The 21,565-nt window shown below is 43.6% G+C and carries 26 protein-coding genes and 2 pseudogenes; 19 read left to right on the forward strand and 9 right to left on the reverse strand.

What is annotated here, in order from left to right; all coding sequences use genetic code 11:
- Positions 1-12 precede the first annotated feature (12 nt).
- Together ppsA and JEU20_RS05530 are read left to right on the forward strand one after the other, a co-directional pair.
- Positions 13-2,166: pseudogene (gene ppsA / locus JEU20_RS05525) on the forward strand (phosphoenolpyruvate synthase); the annotation flags it as partial.
- A gap of 52 nt (positions 2,167-2,218) precedes the next feature.
- Positions 2,219-2,380, forward strand: a complete 162-nt coding sequence (locus tag JEU20_RS05530) for a transposase (protein ID WP_198244049.1) — start codon at positions 2,219-2,221, stop codon at positions 2,378-2,380.
- Here JEU20_RS05530 and JEU20_RS05535 read toward each other — a convergent pair.
- Positions 2,373-3,122 (reverse strand): annotated as a pseudogene (locus JEU20_RS05535) (IS5 family transposase). The gene JEU20_RS05530 and the pseudogene JEU20_RS05535 overlap by 8 nt on opposite strands.
- Positions 3,123-3,170: 48 nt before the next feature.
- On the opposite strand from JEU20_RS05535, the gene JEU20_RS05540 reads away from it, so the two are divergent.
- Positions 3,171-4,124 (forward strand): transposase, encoded by a 954-nt coding sequence (locus JEU20_RS05540; RefSeq protein ID WP_198244051.1) that lies wholly within the window; start codon positions 3,171-3,173, stop codon positions 4,122-4,124.
- Positions 4,099-4,554: an integrase core domain-containing protein gene (locus JEU20_RS05545; protein WP_198244053.1), complete on the forward strand. Its 456-nt coding sequence runs from the start codon at positions 4,099-4,101 to the stop codon at positions 4,552-4,554. The genes JEU20_RS05540 and JEU20_RS05545 overlap by 26 nt, the downstream gene beginning before the upstream one ends.
- A 146-nt stretch (positions 4,555-4,700) precedes the next feature.
- Here JEU20_RS05545 and JEU20_RS15080 read toward each other — a convergent pair whose 3' ends face one another.
- From JEU20_RS15080 to JEU20_RS05555, 3 genes are all read right to left on the reverse strand, one after another.
- Positions 4,701-4,916 (reverse strand): hypothetical protein, encoded by a 216-nt coding sequence (locus JEU20_RS15080; RefSeq protein ID WP_245395115.1) that lies wholly within the window; start codon positions 4,914-4,916, stop codon positions 4,701-4,703.
- On the reverse strand, positions 4,916-6,013 hold the full coding sequence (locus JEU20_RS05550) for a transposase (protein ID WP_245395116.1): 1,098 nt from the start codon (positions 6,011-6,013) through the stop codon (positions 4,916-4,918). The genes JEU20_RS15080 and JEU20_RS05550 overlap by 1 nt, the downstream gene beginning before the upstream one ends.
- A 227-nt stretch (positions 6,014-6,240) precedes the next feature.
- On the reverse strand, positions 6,241-6,933 hold the full coding sequence (locus tag JEU20_RS05555) for a hypothetical protein (protein WP_198244055.1): 693 nt from the start codon (positions 6,931-6,933) through the stop codon (positions 6,241-6,243).
- 156 nt (positions 6,934-7,089) lie between these two features.
- Between JEU20_RS05555 and JEU20_RS05560 the strand changes: the two genes are divergently transcribed.
- From JEU20_RS05560 to JEU20_RS05570, 3 genes are all read left to right on the forward strand, one after another.
- On the forward strand, positions 7,090-7,530 hold the full coding sequence (locus JEU20_RS05560; RefSeq protein WP_198244057.1) for a helix-turn-helix domain-containing protein: 441 nt from the start codon (positions 7,090-7,092) through the stop codon (positions 7,528-7,530).
- Positions 7,531-7,629: 99 nt separating this feature from the next.
- Entirely contained in the window at positions 7,630-7,899 is a 270-nt protein-coding gene (locus JEU20_RS15830) for a transposase (protein WP_425356703.1), read from the forward strand.
- Positions 7,850-8,086 (forward strand): transposase, encoded by a 237-nt coding sequence (locus tag JEU20_RS05570; RefSeq protein ID WP_245395117.1) that lies wholly within the window; start codon positions 7,850-7,852, stop codon positions 8,084-8,086. The genes JEU20_RS15830 and JEU20_RS05570 overlap by 50 nt, the downstream gene beginning before the upstream one ends.
- A gap of 358 nt (positions 8,087-8,444) precedes the next feature.
- On the opposite strand, the gene JEU20_RS05575 is transcribed toward JEU20_RS05570, so the two are convergent.
- The 4 genes from JEU20_RS05575 to JEU20_RS05590 all read right to left on the reverse strand — a co-directional run bounded on the left by JEU20_RS05575 (position 8,445) and on the right by JEU20_RS05590 (position 11,767).
- Positions 8,445-8,993, reverse strand: a complete 549-nt coding sequence (locus JEU20_RS05575) for a hypothetical protein (RefSeq protein ID WP_198244063.1) — start codon at positions 8,991-8,993, stop codon at positions 8,445-8,447.
- A gap of 396 nt (positions 8,994-9,389) precedes the next feature.
- Positions 9,390-10,135 (reverse strand): IS5 family transposase gene (locus JEU20_RS05580; protein ID WP_245395118.1). Its coding sequence is split into 2 segments (ribosomal slippage): positions 9,390-9,409 and positions 9,409-10,135, totalling 747 coding nucleotides; the frame shifts between segments, so codons are not numbered across the junction.
- A gap of 55 nt (positions 10,136-10,190) precedes the next feature.
- On the reverse strand, positions 10,191-11,477 hold the full coding sequence (locus tag JEU20_RS05585) for a hypothetical protein (protein WP_198244067.1): 1,287 nt from the start codon (positions 11,475-11,477) through the stop codon (positions 10,191-10,193).
- 14 nt (positions 11,478-11,491) lie between these two features.
- Positions 11,492-11,767: a hypothetical protein gene (locus JEU20_RS05590; protein ID WP_198244069.1), complete on the reverse strand. Its 276-nt coding sequence runs from the start codon at positions 11,765-11,767 to the stop codon at positions 11,492-11,494.
- A gap of 442 nt (positions 11,768-12,209) precedes the next feature.
- On the opposite strand from JEU20_RS05590, the gene JEU20_RS05595 reads away from it, so the two are divergent.
- The 12 genes from JEU20_RS05595 to JEU20_RS05650 all read left to right on the forward strand — a co-directional run bounded on the left by JEU20_RS05595 (position 12,210) and on the right by JEU20_RS05650 (position 20,924).
- Entirely contained in the window at positions 12,210-12,356 is a 147-nt protein-coding gene (locus JEU20_RS05595) for an IS4/Tn5 family transposase DNA-binding protein (RefSeq protein WP_198244071.1), read from the forward strand.
- Positions 12,357-12,517: 161 nt separating this feature from the next.
- Positions 12,518-12,832: a hypothetical protein gene (locus JEU20_RS05600; RefSeq protein WP_214657287.1), complete on the forward strand. Its 315-nt coding sequence runs from the start codon at positions 12,518-12,520 to the stop codon at positions 12,830-12,832.
- 250 nt (positions 12,833-13,082) lie between these two features.
- Positions 13,083-13,409, forward strand: a complete 327-nt coding sequence (locus JEU20_RS05605; RefSeq protein ID WP_198244075.1) for a DUF2782 domain-containing protein — start codon at positions 13,083-13,085, stop codon at positions 13,407-13,409.
- A gap of 6 nt (positions 13,410-13,415) precedes the next feature.
- Positions 13,416-14,381, forward strand: coding sequence for a homoserine kinase (locus tag JEU20_RS05610; RefSeq protein WP_198244077.1), 966 nt, complete (start codon positions 13,416-13,418; stop codon positions 14,379-14,381).
- Entirely contained in the window at positions 14,378-14,761 is a 384-nt protein-coding gene (gene gcvH, locus JEU20_RS05615; RefSeq protein WP_198244079.1) for a glycine cleavage system protein GcvH, read from the forward strand. Before JEU20_RS05610 ends, gcvH begins: the two co-directional genes overlap by 4 nt.
- Before the next feature lie 3 nt (positions 14,762-14,764).
- Complete coding sequence (locus JEU20_RS05620; protein WP_198244081.1) at positions 14,765-15,127, forward strand: diacylglycerol kinase; 363 nt, start codon at positions 14,765-14,767, stop codon at positions 15,125-15,127.
- Between the two features lie 16 nt (positions 15,128-15,143).
- A complete protein-coding gene (locus tag JEU20_RS05625; protein WP_198244083.1) occupies positions 15,144-16,076 on the forward strand; it encodes a carbohydrate kinase family protein in 933 nt (310 codons plus the stop codon).
- Positions 16,076-16,873, forward strand: a complete 798-nt coding sequence (gene mazG, locus JEU20_RS05630) for a nucleoside triphosphate pyrophosphohydrolase (RefSeq protein WP_198244085.1) — start codon at positions 16,076-16,078, stop codon at positions 16,871-16,873. The genes JEU20_RS05625 and mazG overlap by 1 nt, the downstream gene beginning before the upstream one ends.
- Positions 16,874-16,992: 119 nt before the next feature.
- A complete protein-coding gene (locus JEU20_RS05635; RefSeq protein WP_198244087.1) occupies positions 16,993-18,471 on the forward strand; it encodes a DegQ family serine endoprotease in 1,479 nt (492 codons plus the stop codon).
- Between the two features lie 188 nt (positions 18,472-18,659).
- Entirely contained in the window at positions 18,660-19,619 is a 960-nt protein-coding gene (locus JEU20_RS05640) for a DnaJ C-terminal domain-containing protein (RefSeq protein WP_198244089.1), read from the forward strand.
- Between the two features lie 3 nt (positions 19,620-19,622).
- Positions 19,623-19,943, forward strand: a complete 321-nt coding sequence (locus JEU20_RS05645) for a chaperone modulator CbpM (RefSeq protein WP_245395119.1) — start codon at positions 19,623-19,625, stop codon at positions 19,941-19,943.
- A gap of 3 nt (positions 19,944-19,946) precedes the next feature.
- Positions 19,947-20,924 (forward strand): zinc metalloprotease HtpX, encoded by a 978-nt coding sequence (locus JEU20_RS05650; protein ID WP_198244091.1) that lies wholly within the window; start codon positions 19,947-19,949, stop codon positions 20,922-20,924.
- A 44-nt stretch (positions 20,925-20,968) separates the two neighbouring features.
- Here the strand turns inward: JEU20_RS05650 and JEU20_RS05655 are convergent, their stop codons facing one another.
- On the reverse strand, positions 20,969-21,517 hold the full coding sequence (locus tag JEU20_RS05655; protein ID WP_198244093.1) for a response regulator transcription factor: 549 nt from the start codon (positions 21,515-21,517) through the stop codon (positions 20,969-20,971).
- Between the last annotated feature and the right edge of the window lie 48 nt (positions 21,518-21,565).

Genomic DNA, 21,565 nt, shown 5'->3' on the forward strand with positions numbered 1-21,565 from the left:
AGAGGGCACGCCATGCACTACAAATATATCCGCTTTTTTGAAGAAATCAGCATCAACGATATTCCTCTGGTCGGTGGCAAAAATGCATCATTGGGTGAGATGTATCAACAGCTCATGCCGCAAGGCGTAAAGGTTCCGAATGGCTTCGCCATCACCGCTGAAGCCTATCGTTATGTCCTGGATAACGCTGAAGCCTGGGATGAATTGCATCAATTGCTGGACGACTTAGATCCTGCCGATGTTAAACAATTAGCCTATGCCGGAAAACGAGCGCGTGACATTGTTTATTCCGCTGGCCTACCGGATGATTTACAGACTGAAATTATTGAGGCTTACCAACGCCTTAAAACGCAATATGGTGAGCAACTAAGCTTGGCTGTCCGAAGCTCTGCAACAGCCGAAGATCTACCGACGGCGAGTTTTGCCGGACAACAAGATACCTACCTTAATATCCACGGCGATGATGTTTTACTGGAGGCCTGCCGACGTTGTTTCGCTAGCCTGTTTACTGATCGCGCCATCCATTACCGCATTGATCAGGGCTTTGATCACTTCAGTGTCGCCCTATCCATCGGCGTCATGAAAATGGTGCGCTCTGATATTGCAACTAGCGGAGTCATGTTTTCGCTAGACACCGAATCGGGTTTTCGCGATGTTGTTTTTATCACCGCAGCTTATGGGCTGGGCGAGAATGTTGTGCAAGGTGCGGTCGAGCCGGATGAATTTTATGTGCATAAGCCTACCTTTAAACAAGGTTTTCGCTGTGTGCTGCGAAGAGTTCTAGGCTCTAAAAAATCAAAATGGTGTACCAAGAAGGCAATACCCGTGAAGCCACTACAAATATCCCGACATCAAATGAAGAACGCAGTCGTTTTTGCTTATCCGACGCTGATGTATTAAAACTTGCCGACTACGCCATTAAGGTTGAAGCCTTATACAGCCAGCAAGCCGGGCATGATAAACCTATGGACATGGAATGGGCCAAAGACGGCATTGATGGTGAATTGTATATGGTACAAGCCAGACCCGAAACAGTTAATTCGCAGAAACAAGGGACAGTTTTAGAAGAATATCGCCTGACACAACCGGGTGAAATCATTATCAGCGGCCATGCGGTCGGGACTAAAATTGCGACGGGCAAGGCACATATTATTTCCGACACAACACAATTATCAGAATTTAAAGCGGGTGAAATTTTGGTCGCCGATACGACAACACCCGATTGGGAGCCTATTATGAGTATTGCTGCCGCCATCGTCACCAATCGCGGCGGCAGAACCTGTCATGCAGCCATTGTTGCGCGTGAACTGGGTATCCCTGCAGTCGTCGGCTGTGACCATGCTACCGAAGCGATCGCGCCGGGCGAAACCATCACCGTATCCTGCGCCGAAGGTGACAACGGAAAGGTTTATCGGGGAAAAGTACCCTTTGAAGTCATCAAAACTGATTTAAACAACTTAGCTCGCCCTAAAACCCGAATCATGCTGAATTTAGGCAACCCAGAACTCGCATTTAAAACCAGTTTCCTGCCTAATGATGGCGTTGGCTTGGCCCGGATGGAATTTATTATCAATGAATACATTAAAGTCCACCCTTTAGCCTTGCTACAACCTGAAAAAGTCACTAATCCACAAGACAAGCAGCGTATTCAAAACCTAACCCGGCACTACGGCAGCGGCGCCGAGCTATTTTATTCAACGCCTATCCGAGGGTGTCGGTACCATCGCCGCGGCATTCTATCCCAAACCCGTTGTGGTGCGAATGTCCGACTTCAAAAGCAATGAATATGCTGCCCTGATCGGTGGCCGTGACTTTGAACCCCAAGAAGCCAATCCCATGATCGGTTTTCGTGGCGCCGCCCGCTACACCCATCCGGCTTACGAACAAGGCTTTGCTTTAGAATGCGCGGCCATGAAACGGGTGCGAGACGAAATGGGATTAAACAATGTTATTTTGATGATACCGTTTTGCCGCCGTCTTGATGAAGCGCGACGGGTTATTGAAAAAATGGCTCAGCTCGGCTTAAAACAAGGCGAAAACAATCTGGAACTCTATGTGATGTGTGAAATACCCAATAACGTCATTCAGATTGATGCCTTTGCCCAATTATTTGATGGTTTCTCCATTGGATCTAATGACCTGACTCAACTGACCCTGGGCGTTGACCCCCTATGTCAACATACCTGTCGCCTAGGAAATTTTAAATCAGGAGACAAAAATGAGCGTATTTAGCCAAGAATTTAAAGTACAATCAGTAGAAAAAGCATTATCCAGAAGACCAGAACAATCGCTAAAGCAAATTGCAGTTACTTTAGGTGTGGGTTACTCCACACTTCAAAAATGGATTCGGTTAGCTAGGGGCTGTTGCCATTTCACATAGGTAACCATAAAAAGGCGCAAGCCAGAGCGATAGAGCCTTCAAAATTTCGTTTGAGTTTGTCATATCGCGTGGCGATCGCTCTGAAATGCTTAAGTCTTGCAAACACATTTTTCAACGAGATGGCGATATTTGTAGAGACACCAATCCATTTCATCATTTCCCCGAGTTGAATTCTTTTTTCTTGGGATAACAGGAACAGCCCCTTTGTCTTTAATTTGAAGACGTAATGCTTCACTGTCATAGCCTCTGTCAGCAACTATATAGTCACCTTTTTGGGAGCTCTGCAACTAATTTCGGTGCTTCTTTACAGTCATGAACTTCGCCGCCTGTCACTGAGAAATGAATAGGAAGACCACAGGCATCAACGGCCATATGAATTTTACTGGTGTTCCCGGCGACAGATTTCCTATCGCTGTTTCTTGTTCACAGGCCGCACCACTACTATGCTGATGTGCTTTCACAATACTCCCATCAATAAATTCCCATTCCAGGTCTGGATCAACAACCAAGGCGTTAAAAATACCCATCAGTTTTTCTTTACGAGACCAGTCATTGAATCGTTTATATACCGCATTCAATTACCAAAAGCCGTGGGTAAATCTCTCCAGGGACAACCTACTCGCAAGCGATAAAAAATACCTTCGACTGTTTTTCGAAGACAAGGTTTGTCATAAATTCCCATTTTCAACATAATTATCTTCAGTTTCTCCCAAAGTTCATCCGTAAGCAGTTGTCGCGGCATAGTTTGCTTGTTTTTGAGTCAAAATAAACAATCTATGTGGCGGAGTTATTGAATTTCAAGGGGATTTTCAAAACGGCAACAGCCCCTAAGAAAAATCAACTCGAAAAAACAGAGTCAAACATGTCAAAAGAAAAAAGCCCTCAAGATTGGAATACAGTAGAACGTTTTGAAGCCATTGTTCATTGTCATCATCTCACCGATGATCAGGCTAGCGCCTATTGTCGTGAACAAGGCATCTACTTACATCATCTAAATACCTGGAAAGCGGAATTTTTGTCAGAATCTAAATCAACAGAATCCGTATATAAACAGGCGCAAACAAAACTCAAACAAGAAAACAAGCGTTTGCATAAGGAGCTAAACCGCAAAGAGAAAGCGTTATCAGAAACAGCGGCTTTACTGGTGTTATCAAAAAGTGCCAAGCGATCTGGGGGAAAAGGCGGCCGATTAATCGCCTACTCAGATCGCCAACACTACAGCGCACTCATTGATGAAGCCGTTGACAATGGAGCGCGGCAGAAATTAGCCTGTGAACTGGTGGGTATATCAGCTCGAACCTATCAGCGTTGGAACCGGGGAGAAGGACTCTCAGAAGACCTACGACTGCACAATACAGCGCCTGTGCACAATCAATTATCCGAGGCCATCAAGCAAGAAATCATCACCGTGATTAATAAACCGGAATACAGCGCTTTAACGCCGCATCAAATCGTTCCGAGGTTATTGGATTTGGGCTGCTATCTCGCATCAGAATCAACCTTTTATCGTGTCATGAAAGCCCACAACCAGCTTAAGCACAGAGCTAAAGGAGCCGCAGGTCAGCATAATAAACCGCAGTCACTCAAAGCCACACAGGCCAATCAAATCTACTCGTGGGATATTACGTATTTATTAAGCCCCGTCAAAGGGCAGTATTTTTACCTCTACATGGTGATGGACATCTATAGTCGGAAAATCGTAGGCTGGCAAGTTCATGATGCCGAATCAAGCGCACGCTGCTGATTTGATCGAAGATATCGCTCGCCGGGAAAACATCGACAAAAAGCAATTGGTGATACATTCTGACAACGGCAGTCCGATGAAAGGCGCAACATTAAGGGCCAAATTGGTCGATTTAGACATTGCCACGTCGTTCAGCAGACCTCGTGTCAGTAATGATAATCCTTATTCAGAATCGTTATTTAAAACAGTCAAATATCATCATACCTTTCCAGAAAACCCTTTTAAAACATTAAGCGAAGCCAGGAACTGGGTTGAAGCTTTCGTTTGTTGGTTCAACAATGAACATCAACACAGTGCGCTCAAGTTTGTAACACCCAACCAACGCCATAACGGCTTAGACAGCGCCGTACTCGAAAAAGAAAACGAGTCATCGAGCAAGCAAAAAGAGACAATCCAGAGCGATGGAATGGACGACAAACACGAAATTTAACGCCCATTGGCCATGTTTATCTTAATCCGGATAAGGAAAATTTCAACACAACAGAATGTCAAGCAGCTTAATAAAATTCATTTCGTAAATTATTGCAAAAAATGCGACAGGTTGGTTGACATTTAGCGCTGATCACGGCAACCTATTCAGGATGTGTCAATGGTTATTGCCGATGGCTTGAGTTTGTAAGCTAAACTGCTATAGAGGCTTTCCCAGTCCATAATCAGATAATAGGTAAATCTTTCCCGCAGAGCCGCCCAAAAGCGTATCTTGCTGCCCATCTTTTCGAGACCTCGTTGAAACAATCGGCAGCAACGCTGTTGGATTTGATCAATCAGAAAGGCCAGCATCATCATCTGCATCAGTACGGTTGCCAGATTCTGGTTGCCGTGACCATTGTATGTTCGAAGTGATAGCCTTGGTTTTTCAGGGTGTTAAACGTTTCATTTTCAATACGCCAACGTGCCCGACCGGCACGCATGATGGGCATCAGGTTGTCCTCATTTAACGGCAGGTCACAGACCCAGCTAAAGTGTTGTGTTTTGCCATTGGGTCGGGTTTCCCAGTATTCAAGGAAATTGACCGTCAGGTCAAAATGGGTATCGTTTAAGGGTACCTCATTGTGGTAGCGGAAACGGTGTCGGGTACCGTGTTCGTCAATCTGTTCCCATTCCCGGGTGGTTTCACTGCTGTCGACCCATTCGAACAAATAAGGATGGTCACCTTTTTTAGCGCCCAGGATAAAACGATAATTCAATGCTTCCAGCTGCTTGATATGGGGCCCGTTGGAAGCCAGCGCATCTTCCACAACAATCAATTTGAGTCGTGGATGGTCGCGTCGTATCTGGGCCAACAGGCGTTTGGCTGCATTGCGCTCACAGTCGTTTTTTGTTTGTCCGTCCTGCTTGAGAATAGGCTCTGGTGCCAGTGGGAAGACTTCTCGGTGTTCAGGATGAACCAATACCGCGCCGAGGAGCTGATGATAATAGGTAATCTGGCCATTGCGGTGATGTTTTTCACAACAGTGAGGGCAATGGATTTTCTGTGAGGAAAACAAACCAGTTCCATCAATTGAGAGAAGGTAGTGCCCCTCAAATACTTCAAAACCTTCCAGCCCTTTGCCGCGTTGTAATGACTTGAACAGCTGACGGTACACCGGTAACAAGCAAGCAGGATCAACACGATCCAGGCGCTCACGCATAAACGTGTCACTCGGCGCCGTGGCAATACCATACAAGGTGCGCAAATTATGACGGGTCGCATCATCCTGACGGCTGGCCTGATCAAATTGCAGTAATGAGGGATATTTCAAGCCAAACAGGGCCAACGCCGACATCAGATGATCGGCCAGGGGAATCTGAGTGCCGGACATGTCATCGGGAATCGTTTCGAAAACTTTACGGGCTGTAGCGAGTAAACCGGGAATACTCAGGTCTTTGCGGAAGGGCGTCTTGGACATAAGATTAATTCCGAATGGTTGGATTGAAGTCGTATTTTAACCCAGCTTTGCCATAAACAATCACAACTTGTCGCTGTCTGGCCCACCAATCGCAAGGCTGAATTAACAGCCTTGCGACATAAATGGTTACGAATACTTTTTCTTATCTCCCCTCCAAAACCCTGTTTTTGCTGGGTTCATCTGCTCAGCGGGAATTGCTGGAGTTTCCAAACAAAGGCGTTTGAATTTTATGATGCATTAAACATTATTTGATTATTTGAGGGAAAAGGAACAATTAATCCAATCTCCCAATCAACAGCGTAAAATAAGTCACAACCTGCTTGCCACAAAGGATTTGAATCGTAAATACTAATTGTGCCTTCTAAACGTCCAGAGTTATTTTCTTCAATGTCATTAAGATAAGAACTAAGAATTGTACTATAAAACAGTGAGCCTTTGTCGTCGTACCATGTATCGCGCTCAGTAAAGCTAAAATGTATTAATTCAATAGTTGAATTACTTGTGCTAGAGACTGTGAATACTTGGGATTGCTGGCTTCCTTCTAATCTGTAGGTTGGAATAGCAAAAATAAAATCATCCGATGGATGCCAGTCCCATTCATTTTTCACATCTTCTCCTACAGTTTGAATAACAGTGAACTCATTCACTCCCCCGCTATCACATTGATTTTTAAGCCCTACAGATAAAGCATAAAAATTAATACGATATTTAGGTTCTATAGTGATATTTTTAAGCCTAAAATCAAAATCACCGTTAAAATCAATTGTCCTAAGAGTAACAATGTACTCTTCCGAAGCAGGGCCAATGTTTGGAAGATTCGCTGGCGTTACAGCATATTTATGATAGATCTCATAGGTACCAGGTAGTAGTGAGTTTGCGCCATCAAAAGCTGGAATCTTATGGAAATCAGCATACCTCATATTAATATTACTCTTTTCGCCATCCCCCCAGTCTACCTCTAAAAAGCTTGTTTTTTTGTCAGTTACTATTGTTGCCTTTGCAACTACACTGTCGGTGGTAAGTGTTTAGATTAAAGTTAGGTTGTGTAAAATAGCAATTTTACCTACGAAATAACCATGCCTATCCGAGTGACTATAGAGCTATCAGAAGAAGAATTGCAAATATTGGAAACGATTATTAAAAAGGGGAGTGACTGGCGAGAACGAGATCGAGCAATGACGATAAAACTTCTTCATGAAGGAATGAGTACAGCAGACATTGCAAAGCAACAAGGACATCATGTTGAATCGATCAGACGGCGTCGGCGCCGCTGGCTCAAAGAAGGCTTTGCCAGTTTACCCGAGAGTCCCCGTAGCGGAGCGCCCCAAAAAATTTCACTGGAAGCTCAGCAATTACTGTCGCAATGGGTTACAGAAGAAGCACTCACTTCACGGTATTTATTGAAAAAGTTAAAGGATGAATGTGGTATTGAGGTCAGTGACCGATGTTTACATCAGACGTTAAAGCGCTTGGGATTTGTCTGGAAACGCACGCGCTACAGTTTAAAAAAAGCGTGATGAACAGGCCTTCGAAAAAGCAAAGCAAGAGATTGAGCAATTAATTGAACGTGCTCAAAAGGTGAGATTGAGTTGGCCTATGTCGATGAAGCCGGATTTATGCCGCAACCACCGAATCGTTCAGCCTGGACTAAACAAGGTGAAACACATTGTGTCACGGCCAAACGAGGCCAGCGACTTAATTTAATAGGGGCTATGTTTTCATCCGGTAAACTCATGTTGGCAAAGCTTTGGAGAAGTGTTACCGGATTGTTTTTCTTTTTTTTTTTGATGGCGGTGATTAAAACAATACGCAAACCCTTGGTAGTGATTTTAGATAATGCTTCGATTCACACCAGCAAAAACTCGCTCCCTATTGGGAATTGCTGAAAGAGGAAGGCATGGAATTTTACTTTTTGCCCCTTATTCGCCAGAGCTGAACCGAATTGAAATGCTGTGGCGTAAAATAAAATATGAATGGTTGCCCTTTAAACAAATGGAGCCTGAGGAATTAGAAAATGAAATCGATAAAATTCATAAGGGATTTAGCTCGGAATACAACTTAACTTTTTGCTAACCACTTAACAAAAAGTCCTCTACCCTAGCAATACCACATTTTCTGGTATTAGGTTTTACAATAATTTTAACTAATGTATTTCCAAAAGTTATTTTATTTGTATCTTTAATATTCATGATTTATACCTCATTCGGATACTATTAGGCTGTAATTTAGAATTAAAATAGCTATAATTCATTTATAGTAGTTTCTCCTTAAGTAACTAGAACAAAGTTAGGTTGTATTTAATAATCGTCTCCAATCTTTATAATTCTGTTTCTGATAGATTTAAGGTAACTTGGATAAGCATGGTCGTTTTAGTGATAAAAATGCTATTTCACATACCCACTTCTATCTACGTAGACAAGTAAGCATATTCCTAACCACTTAATGAGGATATTTTTAATGATTTATTGCTTCTGATAAACCCAATTAAACCTAAAGAAAATAACCAAATTGCTGCTGGCTCTGATATAACCCGCTCAGATACTAAATATGATCCACTACCAGCCCCACCTCTCACAATCCCGCTATTATCACTCACAACCCAATCAAATGGAAAACCAGCGCTAGTCCTAAAAAACAGTGAAAAATTAGAGTGTGAAGAGGACAAAAACCCATCATTATTAATGTTGGTAATTCCAGAAATTATACCATCATTCGCTCCTGCAAATACCAAACTGGGAGTGATATCAAATAATATACCAGAAATGTCAATCTCAATACTTGTTATTCGTGATGAAAATGAAAGACCCGTCGGTGGAAGTGCAGCTAAATCTGCCGAATCAATTGTAAATATACCAGAATAACTCGCATTCCCAGGGTTATCTTCAAATAGTGTCAAATCAAATAATACTGGAGCTGAAAATAACCGACCCGAATAAAATATTAATAAGAAGATAAAAAATATAAGTTTATGTAATTTCATAATATTGATTCATAATTTTTGTTAACAAAATTGACTATCTTAGAACTGACCAACCTAACGGCTAAATAAGATAAGCCGAGACAAATGAGGCATGTTTTTTGCGGTAGCAAAAATGGTAAGGATTAAATGACTGTAAATATATTCTGTTACGTTACTATTTTCATTACTTGTAATCGCAAGTCATACAATAACGGCAATAAAATATATTCAACATCATTTTCTGTCATCCACTTAACGCATCCAAACTTTATGCCTCACACCTACTTTAAAACAGCATCTTCACATTTTTTCTTGGTTGCATCGTTTGAAAATCGACTAGCACAATCGTCGAGCATCGTCTTTTGTGTTTGAAGTGTTTTTTCTCTTGCTCGACTCATATTAGGGGCTGTTGCCATTTCACATAGGTAACCATAAAAGGCGCAAGCCAGAGCGATAGAGCCTTCAAAATTTCGTTTGAGTTTGTCATATCGCGTGGCGATCGCTCTGAAATGCTTAAGTCTTGCAAACACATTTTCAACGAGATGGCGATATTTGTAGAGACACCAATCCATTTCATCATTTCCCCGAGTTGAATTCTTTTTTCTTGGGATAACAGGAACAGCCCCTTTGTCTTTAATTTGAAGACGTAATGCTTCACTGTCATAGCCTCTGTCAGCAACTATATAGTCACCTTTTGGGAGCTCTGCAACTAATTTCGGTGCTTCTTTACAGTCATGAACTTCGCCGCCTGTCACTGAGAAATGAATAGGAAGACCACAGGCATCAACGGCCATATGAATTTTACTGGTGTTCCCGGCGACAGATTTCCCTATCGCTGTTTCTTGTTCACAGGCACCACTACTATGCTGATGTGCTTTCACAATACTCCCATCAATAAATTCCCATTCCAGGTCTGGATCAACAACCAAGGCGTTAAAAATACCCATCAGTTTTTCTTTACGAGACCAGTCATTGAATCGTTTATATACCGCATTCCAATTACCAAAAGCCGTGGGTAAATCTCTCCAGGGACAACCTACTCGCAAGCGATAAAAAATACCTTCGACTGTTTTTCGAAGACAAGGTTTGTCATAAATTCCCATTTTCAACATAATTATCTTCAGTTTCTCCCAAAGTTCATCCGTAAGCAGTTGTCGCGGCATAGTTTGCTTGTTTTTGAGTCAAAATAAACAATCTATGTGGCGGAGTTATTGAATTTCAAGGGGGATTTTCAAAACGGCAACAGCCCCTAGTCTCAGCTATTTTAAGTTTTATAGCATCAGAAATTTGCGCTGTTTTAACTTTCTTAATGCGATAAGCTTGATTGTCTATTCTGGCTTTTTCTATTATCGCATTAAGATTTGTAGTGCAAAATTTGGTCAACATTGTTGGTGCTGATATTACCTTAGCTCTTTGACTTATAAGTTTGTTAATTTTATCTTTATCTTCATCTGTTATCTCAATGTTTTGCCTGGTTTTTTCTTTAAACAGCAATGTTATAATTTCTTCTGAAGAAGGTTTTTGTCCTAAATCCACAAGACAAGATGTAATGACCTGATCAATTGACGCATCAGAAATAAAATTATCTTGCATGCGAGATAATTCAGCCGCAATCAAGGCTCCTGGATTTTGACCAATACTGCCACCTGTTACTAACTTATTAACCTTCGCTACACTTTTACTTGCTGTCTGGGCAGTGCTTTGAATAATTTGAAGGAGTGCATCCCGTTCTGCTTTGGTCTTTGCCAATTCCGTATTTTTAGTTTCTAAAGTTGCTTTTTTAGCCTCGATACGACCAGCCTCCACAGGCGTGGTGGTTTCCAAGGCTTTGACCTCATCTTCTAAGGCTTTGACCTCATCTTCTAAAGTATCGATCTTTTGATTTTTATCCGCAATTTTAGCACCGCTTTCATCAATATTCTTCAATTCACCAGGCAATCCTGACATAGCCGCACTAGCCTCAGCATTCGCTTCTGTACCTATACCGCCAAGACTTCGTCCAAATGCTCCAGCAGCTACTTCTCCTAACATCAAAGTGATGATGGTATCATCAAGTTTAGTCATAATTAAGCTGTAAGTAGTCCCAGAAATTGCTCCATTTTGATATGCAAGACAGCTCTGATACATTTTGTCACGTAACAGCTGTATAGATGCAGTGCGTTCACCTAATTGAATTAACCCTTCTGCCTGCGCAGTAGTTAACGCAGCATTACCATAACCTAATACATTAATACCAAAACCAAACGAATTTGCTAGAACAGTCGCTACATCAGGACTAGGTTCTGTACAAACAATGCGTTTTGGATCAACCAAACCAGGAAGTGAAAAAATAGATGGCGTAGAATTAACGATAAGCCTTAAACGAGAGTCTGTCGCATAAAAGGCATTCTTATCATTTGCTTTTTTTATAAAGCGTGCATTCGGAGCTGTAGCACACCCTTCCAATATAAAAAAAATGCCGATTGCAGCTGTAAGTAAATATGACCGTAAAAATATTTTTTTCATTGTTATATCCAAAATTATGCGTCTGGAAGGTTATCCAAATCAGGGACATTATCCATGTCAGGTACACCATCCATATCACCGTTAAGTATTACGGAAAATGTTTTATTAGTTGGTGCAGAAATATGCTCACTATCTTCTTCTGCCCATTTTCGCCAACGACGATATGATGAAGGAGATACTCCAGCTTTACTACAACATTTGTTAATTGATGGCGATTCCGAATGTTTTTTTCGCCACGCTTCAATCCAACCTAATCTTATTCCACGTGTTTGCGGTGAATATTGAGCCATTTACTCTTCTCCATATTTAAAAATAACACTGTAATAGTAGTTTAAACCTTAATTTCAATTAAGTTAATAATATCTAATTTATTTATTAATAATCCTTACACCATAAAATACTTGATAAAGGTATTTATTTTTCCAATACGTGTTTAACATGAAGCATAAGTGACGCGTTCGACTGCCTTCTTGCTTGATGCTATTGTTGGACGAAACCACTATCGCAGAGAAAAAAGCAGACTTCGTCGTAAAAATTAAGTGTAAACCCATTTAACTAACATATAGGTTGTGCTGCCATGAGAGCATATATCGATTCGAAATTCAACTATTATTCTCAGTAAGTGGTCAGAAACAAATGTGCTAGTCTTAGACAATTTCTTATCCGGTACAGATCATCTCCTTACACACAGCTCCCCCACAAACTGTAAAATAGAGAAATTTGGGGGCAAAGATGACGAACTGGGCAGAAAAGGAATTTCAACATTTGGACTTAGGCGATGAACGTATCAAGCAACGGGCGGTGAAACTGCTTGAAACACTGGCGAAGTCGCCGAAATCCAGTATACCTCAGGCCTGTCAAGGCTGGGCGGAGACCTAAGCGGCCTACCGTTTTTACAGTAATGACAATGTGAGCTGGGGAAAACTATTAAAAGCCCATACGACTCAGGTTGAACAGAGAATAATCAACAGCGAAAAACCGGTCGTCCTCTGTTTGCAAGATACGACGGACTGGACTTCAATGGTCAGAAAACAGAAGGCTTGGGGCGGTTGTCTCATGATGCCCAACGCGGCATGTATTGTCACCCTACGCTCTGCATCACCCCTGAGCGTATTCCGTTAGGGGTCAGCGATGCCTGGATGTGGTTCCGATACTGGAAACGCACGCGCTACAGTTTAAAAAAAAAGCGTGATGAACAGGCCTTCGAAAAAGCAAGACAAGAGATTGAGCAATTAGTTGAACGTGATCAAAAAGGTGAGATTGAGTTGGCTTATGTCGATGAAGCCAAGTTTATGCCGCAACCGCCGAATCGTTCAGCGTGGACAAAACGGTTCAACGGTTACGGTATAAATTGATGTGTCAACGCTTTTCCGGACAGTTCAGCCTGGACTTTTTGTGATTGCTGATGCTTACACGGCTGTTCTGGACCTTGGAAAAGCATGTATCCCGTTTACAGTTAATACACTTTCATTAGCACTAAGAGCCAGTAAATTGTCATAGCTGCATGGTCTACTATCATATACAGCTTTTTTCGGGGAGAATTACTGGCATATCAGTCTAAATGCGTTAAGATGAAGCCATTGAAATCACCTTTGTGAATTTGTTATGAGACGCATGATTTTTATTTTGGCTTTATGGCCAATAATTGGCTGGGCCGAGGAGCAAGCACCGATACCGGAACCACCGGATTTGCCTCTGCCGGTGGAGTCAGATCAAAATATGGAGCCTGATATTACCATTATTCGAAAAGGTAAAAACACCATTCAGGAATTTAGAATCAATGGGCAACTGTATATGATTCGGGTTAAACCGGATATTGGTCCGGCCTATTATCTGATCGATACCGATGGGGATGGCAATATGGATGTTAGAGGCTCTGATCTGGATAGAGGGCTAAACATAAATCAATGGAAGCTCTTAGAATGGGATTAGGTGACGGTGTCGGTTTATACAGAGGTTTCGCTTCAGTCGCTTAACGCCCTGCTAACACGATATGACATCGGTTCGCTCATTTCATGGCATGGTATTGAAGCAGGCATCGAAAATAGTAATTATCGGCTTTTGACCTCACGAGGACAGTATATTTTGACCTTGTATGAAAGCCTGCCTGAGCCCGAAGTTCTACCTGTTTTGACACTACTCCATCAATTAAATCTGCATGGTTTTCCTGCACCTGAATGTATTGTCGATAAAACCGGCCAAACATTACATTGGCTTCAGGGCAAGCGTGCGGCGATATTCCAGTGCATCCCCGGTGCATCAGTTGAAAATCCAACCGCAAGCCATTGTTTTGCCATTGGCGAATATTTGGCTCGCCTGCACCAATTAAGCCCGCAGTTGAGTTTTGTGCGTCATAATTCGCGTGATTTAAGTGCTTGCCAGTCTCTTTTTCAACAGCTTGCGCCGGTGCTACCGCCTAATGATAGAGCCTTGTTGGAATCAGAGCTAAGCTTCCAACGACACAGACAATGCTCAAGCTTACCGGCTGGCGTTATTCACGCCGATTTATTTCGTGATAATGTGTTATTTGTCGGCGATGTTATCAGCGGCCTGCTGGATTTTTACAGTGCCTGTCAGGGTGTCTTTATTTTGGATCTGGCCATTAGCTGTAATGACTGGTGTGTCATAAACGGCATCTGGCAGCCTGACTTATGTCGGGCTATATTAGACGGCTATCAAACAATCCGGCGACTAACGCCCGATGAACAGGCATTATGGCCGCTTTATTGCCGTTTTGCCGCACTCAGATTTTGTTTATCACGACACTATCATCAGCAATTTCCGCGCGAAGGTGCGTTGACGCAGCAAAAAGATCCGGATGTATTTCGACGCTTATTGGCCTATCATATAGCGCAAACTCAATCACTCAATTTCTTTAACTCGTTATCGACACAACTATCATGACAGAACTACCCGCTGATTTACGTTATGCCAAAACCCATGAATGGTCAAAATTGGATGAAGATACTGTTATCCGCATCGGCATCACCGATTTTGCTCAATCTGAACTCGGCGACCTGGTCTATATCGACCTGCCGGAGATCGGTCGTCAACTGACTCAGGGCGAACAATGCGCCACCGTTGAATCGGTAAAAACGGCATCCGATTTATATAGCCCCGTTACAGGTACGGTGGTTGAAATCAATGAAGACTTGGCCGATGAGCCGGAATTGGTCAATGAATCCCCTTATGATACCTGGTTATTCGCCATCAAAGCCGATAATCTGTCAGAGCTTGATCAGTTACTGAGTGCCGAAGACTATCGGCAGCATATTGGGGGCTGAGATATGGCAAATCAAGAACATAAAGGCTTACGACGCATCTGGAATGCATTTTTCTTTTCTCTATCAGGGTTCAAAGCCGTCTGGCAGCATGAGGAAGCCTTCAGGCAAGAGCTTTTGCTGTCCGTACTTATGGCTCCGGTGGCTATCTGGTTAGGCGAAACCATTGAGGATCGCCTTATTCTACTCAGTTGCTTGTTTCTTGTTTTGATAGTGGAATTATTAAATTCAGCCATTGAAGCGGTAGTCGACAGAGTCGGCCTTGAACACCATGAATTATCAGGCCGTGCCAAGGATATTGGTTCGGCTGCGGTATTTTTAAGTTTGACCTGGACGGTTATCGTTTGGGTCTCTATTTTAATTTTATGATTGCTTGAGGAACAAAATGAGTGCACTGATTTGCGGGTCAATGGCCTACGATACCATCATGGTATTCCACGACAAATTTAAAAATCATATTCTGCCGAACAAGGTTCATATGCTGAATGTGTCGTTTCTGGTTCCCCATCTGCGCCGTGAATACGGCGGCTGTGCGGGTAATATTGCTTACAACCTGAAATTACTCGGTGAAGAACCATTGATTATGGCAACCGTTGGCCATGATTTCGAGCCCTATGCCGACTGGTTAAGCCAATGTGGCATCTCGCAAGAGTTCATCAAAATCTTAGATGGCCATTACACCGGCCAAGCTTATATCACCACCGATGAAGATGATAACCAGATTACCGCCTTCCATCCCGGCGCGATGAATGATTCACATTTGAATAGCGTGCCGGAAAATGCAGGTATTGATATCGGCATTGTTTCACCCGATGGCAAACTGGGGATGCAGGAACATGCCCGCCAATTTGCCGCACAAAACATTCCGTTTATTTTCGATCCCGGCCAAGGCATGCCCATGTTCGATGGCGACGAGCTGATGGAATTGATATCGCTTGCCCGTTATGCCACGTTCAATGATTATGAATCTGAATTAATGATGGAGCGCACAGGTCTGTCGCTGGAACAACTCGCAGAAAAAGTTGATGCCTTAATCATCACCTTGGGCGGAAAAGGTTCTGTGATTTACAGTCAGGGTGAAAAGTTTGACATTCCTGCGGCTAAAGTAAAAGCGATTAAAGACCCAACTGGCTGTGGCGATGCCTTTCGCGCCGGTCTGCTCTACGGCCTGCTGAATGACTATGACTGGCCAACGACTGGCCGTATTGCCTCACTATTGGGCGCCATTAAGATTGAACACGAAGGTACTCAAAATCACCAGTTTTCACTCGATGATTTCAAACGCCGTTATCAGGAAAATTTTGACACCTCATTTTAATGTTAAAACAAACTGAACGCTTATTACATATCATGGCGCAGTTACGCGACCCTGAAACCGGTTGTGATTGGGATTTAAAGCAAGATTTTAAATCCCTGGCGCCTTATACACTAGAAGAAGCCTATGAAGTCGTTGACGCCATAGAGCGGGCAGATTTTGACGACTTACGCGGCGAATTGGGCGATTTGTTATTACAAATTGTCTTTCACGCCCAGCTGGCCAAAGAAAAAAACCTGTTTGATTTTGAACAGGTGGCCAAGGCCATTAGCGATAAACTAGTCAGACGCCATCCGCATGTTTTCGCCGACGTCCAGTTTAAAACCGATGCTGAGCGCCAACAGGCTTGGGAACAGGCCAAGATGGAAGAACGCAAACAAAAAATTACCGATACAGCCGACGAAAGCGTGTTAAACGGTATCGCCAAAACCCTGCCGGCCTTGACACATTGTGAAAAAATTCAAGACCGGGCAGCCCACCATGGTTTCGACTGGCCTGATGCGCCCCCAGTGTTTGACAAGGTTTTGGAAGAACTTGATGAAGTCAAAGAGGCTTGGATTTCTGAAAATCAGCCCCATATTGAAGAAGAAATCGGGGATTTGTTACTGGTTGTGGTCAACCTGGCGCGCCATTTGAATGTTAATCCAGAAATCGCTTTAAAACGGGCAACCGACAAATTTTCAAAGCGGTTTCAATTTATTGAACAGTCGCTTGCCAATAATGGACGGCAATTACAAGACTGTGAACTGGCCGAACTCGATGCGCTATGGGATGAAGCAAAACGCCACTTGAAACCTTAAATCCTATGGAATCATTGGCAACTGGCCAGGTCATAGGCAACTCCCCAAACAGGTTGCGCTATTTAAGCCGAATAAGCGGATAGCACTGCATATTATCACTAAAATCAAAGGAGTTTGTTATGCAAATTCAATTCATAACGCGATTACTGTTGTTATGTTGTTTTATTGCCGTTCCCGCCTATGCCAAGCAAGACAGCGGCATTGAAAACCTGCGTCAGACCAGTCGGGCGTTTTCATCGGTTGCCAAAAAGGTATCGCCTTCGGTGGTGTCTATCCAGATTGAAGCCAAAGTACCGGCCAGACAAGCCCCACAGTTTGCACTGCCGTTTGGCCAGGACCCTATGGCGGATGAATTTCTGCGCCGTTTTTTCGGTGCACCGTTACCCGGCATTCCAGGGCCTCAGCGCCCACCACAACCGCAGCAAGCCCCACAAAACCGGGTGGTCGGACAAGGTTCGGGCTTCGTTTTCAAGGTTAAGGATGGCCTGTTAAAAAATAAGACCTACATCATGACTAATAATCATGTGGTAGAACATGCCGACAAAATTCGGGTGAAATTTAAAAATGGCAAGGAATATATCGCCAAAATTACCGGTCGCGATCCATTATCTGATGTTGCCGTCATCGAGATCAACACAGATGATCACCCGGCCTTGGTAGCAGGCGATTCCTCCACATTGGAAGTCGGCGAATGGGTGATTGCGATCGGCAATCCTTTTGGTTTGAGTTATACCGTCACCGTCGGTGTCGTCAGTGCTAAAGGTCGTACCGGTATCGGAATCAATGACTATGAAGACTTTATTCAAACCGATGCCGCCATCAACCCAGGTAATTCAGGTGGGCCATTAGTCAATATTTACGGCGATGTCATCGGCATGAACACCGCAATTTTCAGTCGCAGCGGCGGTTATATGGGCATCGGCTTTGCCATTCCGATCAATCTGGCTTTAGCTGTCGCCGATCAATTGATTGATAAAGGCGAAGTCACGCGAGGATATTTGGGCGTTGTGATTCAGCAAATGACCTCAGACCTGGCTGAGTCTTTTGGTTTACAACCTGGCGAAGGCGTTCTAGTCGCCCAGGTTAATGAGGGTACGCCGGCCGCGCAAGGCGGATTGCAACAAGGTGATGTTATTGTGACATACCGGGGCAAAAAAGTGACCGATGTCGGTGAATTCCGCAACCGTGTTGCCTTGACGCCACCCGGAACCCGTGCGGATTTGGTCATATTACGAAATGGCGAGAAGAAAACGCTTAAAGTCGTTATCGGTAAACTCAATAAAGACGAACTGATTGCCCAAGGACCTGAACAAAATGCAGAAGAATTAGGGTTAGTTGTTCAAACCTTGACCCCGGCGCTTGCACAGCAATTCGGTATTCCTGCGGTCAAAGGCGTTGTGGTCACTGAGGTTGCACCAGGCTCTATTGCTGCGCTGGCAGGTATTCGACCTGGAACTGTTATTTTACAGGTCAACCGAAAACCTGTGACAAACGCTACCGAGTTTAAACAAGCTGTCGCAAAAAGTAAGGCTAAAAAGCGGGTTTTACTGTTAATTCGCCAAGGTAATATGCAACGCTTTATTACGTTGGGTTGGTAAGGTTAGGCCAAAAGACGCATCATTTAACCCGGCGTTGCCAATATCGCATGCAGAAAAACAAATATTTATGGATCGACAATGACAAAGCTGGGTTAAACAAATGACAGAGGCATGTTGATGGGTTTCGCTGTCGCTTAACCCATCCTACCTAAAGTGAAATCCTAACAATCAGATAATAAAAAGAGACAATGGAATATAAAGATTATTATAAAATCATGGGCGTTAGCCGCGATGCTTCCCAGGATGAAATCAAGCGGGCTTATCGCAAGCTGGCGCGAAAATATCATCCTGATGTCAGTAAAGAGGCTGATGCGGAAGCTAAATTTAAAGAAGTTGGTGAAGCCTACGAAGTCTTGAAAGATCCTGAAAAACGGGCGGCGTATGACCAATTAGGCGCCAACTGGAAAGCCGGGCAGGATTTCAATCCACCGCCAGGCTGGGATCAAGGCTTTGAGTTTCATGGCGGTGGCTTCACCGGTGCGGATTCTTCTAGTTTTAGTGACTTTTTCGAAGAATTGTTTGGTCGGGCTGCGTATAGTCAAAGCGCTGGTGCGCAGGCTGGCGGCTATCGGGAATACAATGTGCGCGGCGAAGATGCACACGCTAAGGTATTGATTGATCTGGAAGATGCTTACAATGGTGCCTCCCGAACCATTACACTAAAGCATACCGAACTCGGCTCGGATGGCCGTCCACAGGTCAAAGAGCGTACGTTGAATGTAAAAATCCCTAAAGGCGTCAAGGAAGGCCAGCATTTACGTCTGTCAGGTCAAGGCTCGCCGGGTGTAGGGCAAGGCAAGGCGGGGGATTTATACCTGGAAATCGCGTTCAAGCCACATCCTTTGTATCGTGTCGAAGGTAAAGATGTTTATCTGGACTTACCAGTTGCCCCTTGGGAAGCCGCATTAGGGGCAAAAGTTAAAGTGCCGACGCCAACCGGTATATTGGATTTAAAAATACCTGCAAACTCCAAGGGTGGCCAGAAATTGCGCTTAAAAGGTAAAGGTATACCCGGCAAACCAGCAGGTGATTTTTATGTTGTTTTACAAATTGCCCTGCCTCCGGCAAATACTGAAGAGGCTAAAGCGGCATACAAGGCTTTCGCTGAAGCCGTTCCTTTCAATCCACGCGCCAAACTGGGGGTGTAACGCATGAGTAGTCCAATACTGTCTTTATTGACGGGTGATATTCTAGAAGAGGATGTTGAATTAACGCTGGCCGATTTATGCAAAGCTAGCCACATGCCAGCTGAAACAGTTTATGAGTTTATTGAATATGGTGTCATTGAACCCCTACAGGCTCAATCGGATAACTTGCGTTTTCAAGGTACCAGTCTGTTTCGCATCAAGCGGGCGAAACGCTTACAACGTGATTTAGGTGTTAACCTGGCAGGTGCCGCATTAGCACTGGATTTGATGGAAAAAATTGAAGACCTGGAAGTACAGATTAAGCGATTGCAGCAGTTGCGTTAACACATGAATGAAGACAGGATTGACGCTTTCAAATGGCAACAGCATGCCTGGCTTAACCGCCTGCAATCATTGTTGTTGCTATTGGTTATCGTGGGTTTTTTGGCACTGTTAGGTGGCTTGTTATGGGGCGAGGATGGTGTCATCAGCTTAGTTGGCATGGGTATTATCAGCGTCATGATGAACAGTTTCATCGCGCCCCAATGGGTTATGAATCTGTATGGCGCTAAACCCATCCACCCCCAACAAATGTCCACCTTAAATGAGGCGCTTGAAATACTAACTCAACGCGCCGGTCTCAATGCGCAACCACAGCTTTATTTGATTCCAAGTCAGATACTCAATGCGTTTGCTGTCGGAACGCCTTCAAATTCGGCTATTGCAATTACTGAAGGGCTGCTTGAAACATTGACGCTAGATGAACTGGTTGCTGTTTTAGCCCATGAAATAAGCCATATCCGTAATAATGATTTATGGATTATGGGTTTAGCGGATATGTTTAGTCGCACAACCAGCTTGTTGTCCTTACTCGGTCAATTCCTGCTGTGGGTCAACCTACCATTGCTATTAATGTCTGCCGCGACGATTCACTGGGGTGCGATTCTGCTACTGATTTTTGCGCCCGATTTAAGCGCGCTAGCGCAATTGTCCTTATCCAGAACCCGTGAATATCATGCCGATTTAAATGCTGTTTTATTAATGGGTGATACTGATGCACTGGCGCGTGCTTTAATGAAGATTGAAGAACGACAAGGTAGCTGGATGGAACGTATCTTTCTTCCCGGCTATAAAGTGCCAGTGCCTTCTGTTTTGCGCACTCACCCTGAAACCGAAGAGCGTATCAAACGGATTATGGCATTAAAAAATGATGTGGATCGCGCAGACTGGTTTACGTCGATACAGGCCGATGCCCATAAAAAACAACTTCCTTTATCATCCAATCGAAAGCCACCCTATTGGCATATCAGTGGTTTATGGCATTAAGCTATCACCACTCCAAAGCATAAATGGATGCTTCAGTCTCCATACTATTCTTTAACAGGCTTTTTTTCCAGTTTACGCTGTAAGGTCCTACGATGCATATTCAAGGCTCTAGCCGCTGCAGATATATTGCCATCATGCTGCATCAGCACTTTCTGCAAATGTTCCCATTCCAAACGTTTAACTGAAAGTGGGTGATCATTAATGCTGACCGAGGAATCACCTTCATTTTTATACAAAGCGGCGACAATTTCATCGGCATTAGCCGGTTTGGTTAAATAATGCACAGCACCAAGCTTAATCGCTTCAACCGCAGTAGCAATACTGGCAAAACCGGTCAAAATAACAATTTGTGTATTACAATCGAGCGACATCAACTTTTTCACCATCTCAAGACCGGAATCATAGCCAATACGCAAATCAATTACAGCATACTCGGGCACGGTTTTTTCGGCTCGCTCAATGCCACTGACCACATCGTGTGCCACAGTGACCTGGAAATTTCTCTTCTCCAGCGCTGGTTTTAGCACCGAGCAGAAAATCTCATCATCATCGACTAATAATAATTGCGGTTTATCCTTATCCTCGGTCGTCATAACGTGCCTATAGTATGATTATGATTTAGACCTGAATCCGCATTGAAA

Origin of the sequence: methane-oxidizing endosymbiont of Gigantopelta aegis, from assembly GCF_016097405.1 — a bacterium.
In the GTDB taxonomy this organism is placed as follows: Bacteria; Pseudomonadota; Gammaproteobacteria; order Methylococcales; family Methylomonadaceae; genus Methylomarinum.

Bases quoted from the DNA above. Each gene is read 5' to 3' on its own strand.
- JEU20_RS05575 (WP_198244063.1), bottom strand. From the start codon at position 8,993: ATGAAATTACATAAACTTATATTTTTTATCTTCTTATTAATATTTTAT.
- JEU20_RS05640 (WP_198244089.1), top strand. From the start codon at position 18,660: ATGGAATATAAAGATTATTATAAAATCATGGGCGTTAGCCGCGATGCT.
- JEU20_RS05545 (WP_198244053.1), top strand. From the start codon at position 4,099: ATGCCGAATCAAGCGCACGCTGCTGATTTGATCGAAGATATCGCTCGC.
- JEU20_RS05555 (WP_198244055.1), bottom strand. From the start codon at position 6,933: ATGAGGTATGCTGATTTCCATAAGATTCCAGCTTTTGATGGCGCAAAC.
- JEU20_RS05570 (WP_245395117.1), top strand. From the start codon at position 7,850: ATGCTTCGATTCACACCAGCAAAAACTCGCTCCCTATTGGGAATTGCT.
- JEU20_RS05595 (WP_198244071.1), top strand. From the start codon at position 12,210: ATGACGAACTGGGCAGAAAAGGAATTTCAACATTTGGACTTAGGCGAT.
- JEU20_RS15830 (WP_425356703.1), top strand. From the start codon at position 7,630: ATGCCGCAACCACCGAATCGTTCAGCCTGGACTAAACAAGGTGAAACA.
- mazG (WP_198244085.1), top strand. From the start codon at position 16,076: ATGTTAAAACAAACTGAACGCTTATTACATATCATGGCGCAGTTACGC.
- JEU20_RS05650 (WP_198244091.1), top strand. From the start codon at position 19,947: ATGAATGAAGACAGGATTGACGCTTTCAAATGGCAACAGCATGCCTGG.
- JEU20_RS05635 (WP_198244087.1), top strand. From the start codon at position 16,993: ATGCAAATTCAATTCATAACGCGATTACTGTTGTTATGTTGTTTTATT.
- JEU20_RS05590 (WP_198244069.1), bottom strand. From the start codon at position 11,767: ATGGCTCAATATTCACCGCAAACACGTGGAATAAGATTAGGTTGGATT.
- JEU20_RS05655 (WP_198244093.1), bottom strand. From the start codon at position 21,517: ATGACGACCGAGGATAAGGATAAACCGCAATTATTATTAGTCGATGAT.
- JEU20_RS05560 (WP_198244057.1), top strand. From the start codon at position 7,090: ATGCCTATCCGAGTGACTATAGAGCTATCAGAAGAAGAATTGCAAATA.
- JEU20_RS15080 (WP_245395115.1), bottom strand. From the start codon at position 4,916: ATGCAGATGATGATGCTGGCCTTTCTGATTGATCAAATCCAACAGCGT.
- JEU20_RS05605 (WP_198244075.1), top strand. From the start codon at position 13,083: ATGAGACGCATGATTTTTATTTTGGCTTTATGGCCAATAATTGGCTGG.
- JEU20_RS05550 (WP_245395116.1), bottom strand. From the start codon at position 6,013: ATGTCCAAGACGCCCTTCCGCAAAGACCTGAGTATTCCCGGTTTACTC.
- JEU20_RS05620 (WP_198244081.1), top strand. From the start codon at position 14,765: ATGGCAAATCAAGAACATAAAGGCTTACGACGCATCTGGAATGCATTT.
- JEU20_RS05625 (WP_198244083.1), top strand. From the start codon at position 15,144: ATGAGTGCACTGATTTGCGGGTCAATGGCCTACGATACCATCATGGTA.
- JEU20_RS05585 (WP_198244067.1), bottom strand. From the start codon at position 11,477: ATGAAAAAAATATTTTTACGGTCATATTTACTTACAGCTGCAATCGGC.
- JEU20_RS05645 (WP_245395119.1), top strand. From the start codon at position 19,623: ATGAGTAGTCCAATACTGTCTTTATTGACGGGTGATATTCTAGAAGAG.
- JEU20_RS05530 (WP_198244049.1), top strand. From the start codon at position 2,219: ATGAGCGTATTTAGCCAAGAATTTAAAGTACAATCAGTAGAAAAAGCA.
- gcvH (WP_198244079.1), top strand. From the start codon at position 14,378: ATGACAGAACTACCCGCTGATTTACGTTATGCCAAAACCCATGAATGG.